Genomic DNA, 2,566 nt, shown 5'->3' with positions numbered 1-2,566 from the left:
GCTCATGATGCTGTCTTCCAGGGTGCTATTGCCGGACTTGCGCCGGCGATTGCCGCTCGCCACCATCCACCACAGCACGCCCCCCAGCCCGAGCGCGGCAAGACCGCCGCCCCAATACATCGGGTTGGCGAGCAGGGGATCGTACCAGTTTGCGGCAGGTTCGGGGCTGGCCGCAGGCGCCGCGACGGCCGGGGCGGCCGGCTTGGGTGCGGGCTTGGCCGCCACCGGTGCGGGTGCCGCCGCAGCGGGCGTCTCGCTTTGCGCCTTTTCCTGCATTTCGACCAGCTTCTGCATGTCCTGGATCTGCTTTTCCAGTACGGCCACGCGCTGACCCGATTCCTGCAGCGCTTTGTCGCGTGCGGTCGCATCCTCTTCCTGGGCGCGCAATTTTTCCTGCAGGGCGCGGGTTTCGTCGGCCTTGCCGGCGGCCGCCGGCGGCGGCGCGAGCTTGGACAGTTTGAGGACGTCCTTCTGGGCTTCGGGCGCCGGTTTGGCGCGGTCTTCCACCTGGGGGGTAATCTTGCCGCTGCTGGCCTGCCCCGGCTCCGCTTTGGCCTCGGGGGCCGCGCTCGCAATCCCGGCCAGTTTCTGCCGGTAGGCACGCCAGTCGTCGGCCTGCAATTTGAGTTCGCGCACCGCTTCCTTCTGCGGAATGGCAGCCACTTTTTCAGCCGGCGGCACGTTCAGTGTCGTGCCGGCTTTCAAGCGATTCATGTTGCCGTTGAAAGCCCGGGTATTCTCGCGGTAAAGGCCCAGCAGGGTCTGCTCGAGGCTCACCCCTCCCGGGCGCACCTGGCTGGCGATGCCGACCAGGGTATCGCCCCGCTTCACCGTCACGCGGTCGGGGACGGCAGGCTGCGGCTTGCTTGCGCTCGCCGGGGGCGGCGTTTTGTCGACTGCCGGCGTCGGCATGGCCTGGCTTTGCGGGGCCGGGGTCGGGGTCGACGCGGGCTTGGCAACGGGTGCCTGGGCCGGGGCGACCGCCACCGGGGCCACTGTTTGTGCGCCGCCCATGCCGGGCGGATCGAGCAGCATGGTGTATTCGCGCACCAGCCGCCCCGAGGCCCAGTTCAATTCGATCAGCATGTCGATGAAGGGATCGTTCACCGGACGGCTGGTAGTCACTTTCAGCACGGCCTTGCCATTGGGCTTTTTCTCGACCGCAAAGCGCAGGGAAGACAACACCGGGGTGAATTCGACGCGCGCATCGCGAAATGCCTGGTCAGAAGCGAGACTGGCCGACAGGCTGTCGAGTTCGGCCTTGTCGGCTGCGAGGAGTTCGATCTCCGCCGCCAGAGGCTGCCCCAACGCCGAGGTGACCGACAGCTTGCCCAACCCGGCTGCATGCGTCATCAGTGGCACGGCAATCAAGCCTGCGGCCACCAGCTGGGTGGTGAAGCGCTTCAATTTCATCCCGTTTCTCCCTATTCGCCCCTGCGCGGGGCTGTTGAATCCTTGACGCCACTATTGACGGCTCGGCAGGTCGCAATCTTTAGTGCAACAATCGCACCAGCCTTGGCCTTGCCGCCGGGCAGGCCTTGACCGTTCAGGCTTGCAGCAGGATTCGCAGCATGCGGCGCAAGGGCTCCGCGGCCCCCCACAGCAGCTGGTCGCCGACGGTGAACGCGGTGAGGTACTGCGGGCCCATGTTGAGCTTGCGCATGCGGCCGATCGGCACGGTGAGCGTGCCGGTCACCGCCGCCGGGGTGAGCTCGCGCATGGTGATCTCGCGGTCGTTCGGCACCACCTTCACCCACTGGTTATGCGCGGCAATCAGGCTATGGATGTCGGCGAGCGGCACATCTTTCGTCAGCTTGATGGTCAAAGCCTGCGAATGGCAGCGCATCGCGCCGACACGCACGCAGAGGCCGTCGATGGGGATAGGATTGTCGCTGCGGCGCATGATCTTGTTGGCTTCGACCTGTGCCTTCCACTCCTCCTTCGACTGGCCGGACTCGAGCGCGACATCGATCCACGGAATCAGGTTGCCCGCCAGCGGCACCGGCCAGGCGTCGACCGGATAGCGGTCGGAACGGATGAAATCGGCCACCTTGCGGTCGATTTCGAGGATCGCCGACGCCGGATCACCGATCAGATCGGTCACTTCGGCGTGCACCGCGCCCATCTGCATGATCAGTTCGCGCATGTTGCGCGCGCCGGCGCCGGAAGCGGCCTGGTAGGTCATCGGCGACACCCACTCGACCAGACCGGCGTCGAACAGCCCGCCCATCGCCATCAGCATCAGCGACACCGTGCAGTTGCCGCCGACGTAGGTCTTGACGCCGTTGGCGATGCCGTCCTGGATGACATGCTTGTTGACCGGATCGAGGATGATGATGGCCTCGTCCTTCATCCTGAGCGTCGAGGCGGCGTCGATCCAGTAGCCGTTCCAGCCCGCCGCGCGCAGCTTCGGGTAGATCTCTTTCGTGTAGTCGCCGCCCTGGCAGGTGATGATGGTGTCGCAGGCACGCAGCTCGTCGATGCTGCTGGCATCCTTCAGCGGCGGCACCTCGCGGCCGATGTCGGGGCCCTTGCCGCCGACGTTGGAAGTCGTGAAGAACACCGG

The 2,566-nt window shown here is 66.1% G+C and carries 2 protein-coding genes; both read right to left on the bottom strand.

Annotated features, from left to right (window positions below):
- A partial coding sequence (locus BGO62_RS02580) for a FimV/HubP family polar landmark protein (RefSeq protein WP_296639018.1) occupies nucleotides 1-1,413 on the bottom strand: 1,413 nt, incomplete at its 3' end.
- A gap of 133 nt (nucleotides 1,414-1,546) precedes the next feature.
- Nucleotides 1,547-2,566 (bottom strand): aspartate-semialdehyde dehydrogenase (gene asd, locus BGO62_RS02575; protein ID WP_296639017.1); only part of this gene is annotated, 1,020 nt, incomplete at its 5' end.

Origin of the sequence: Thiobacillus sp. 65-1402 (genome assembly GCF_001897685.1) — a bacterium.
Classification (GTDB): Bacteria; Pseudomonadota; Gammaproteobacteria; order Burkholderiales; family Thiobacillaceae; genus Thiobacillus.
The sequence above is the reverse complement of the archived record's forward strand: the minus strand, read 5'-3'. Positions and strand labels throughout refer to the sequence as shown.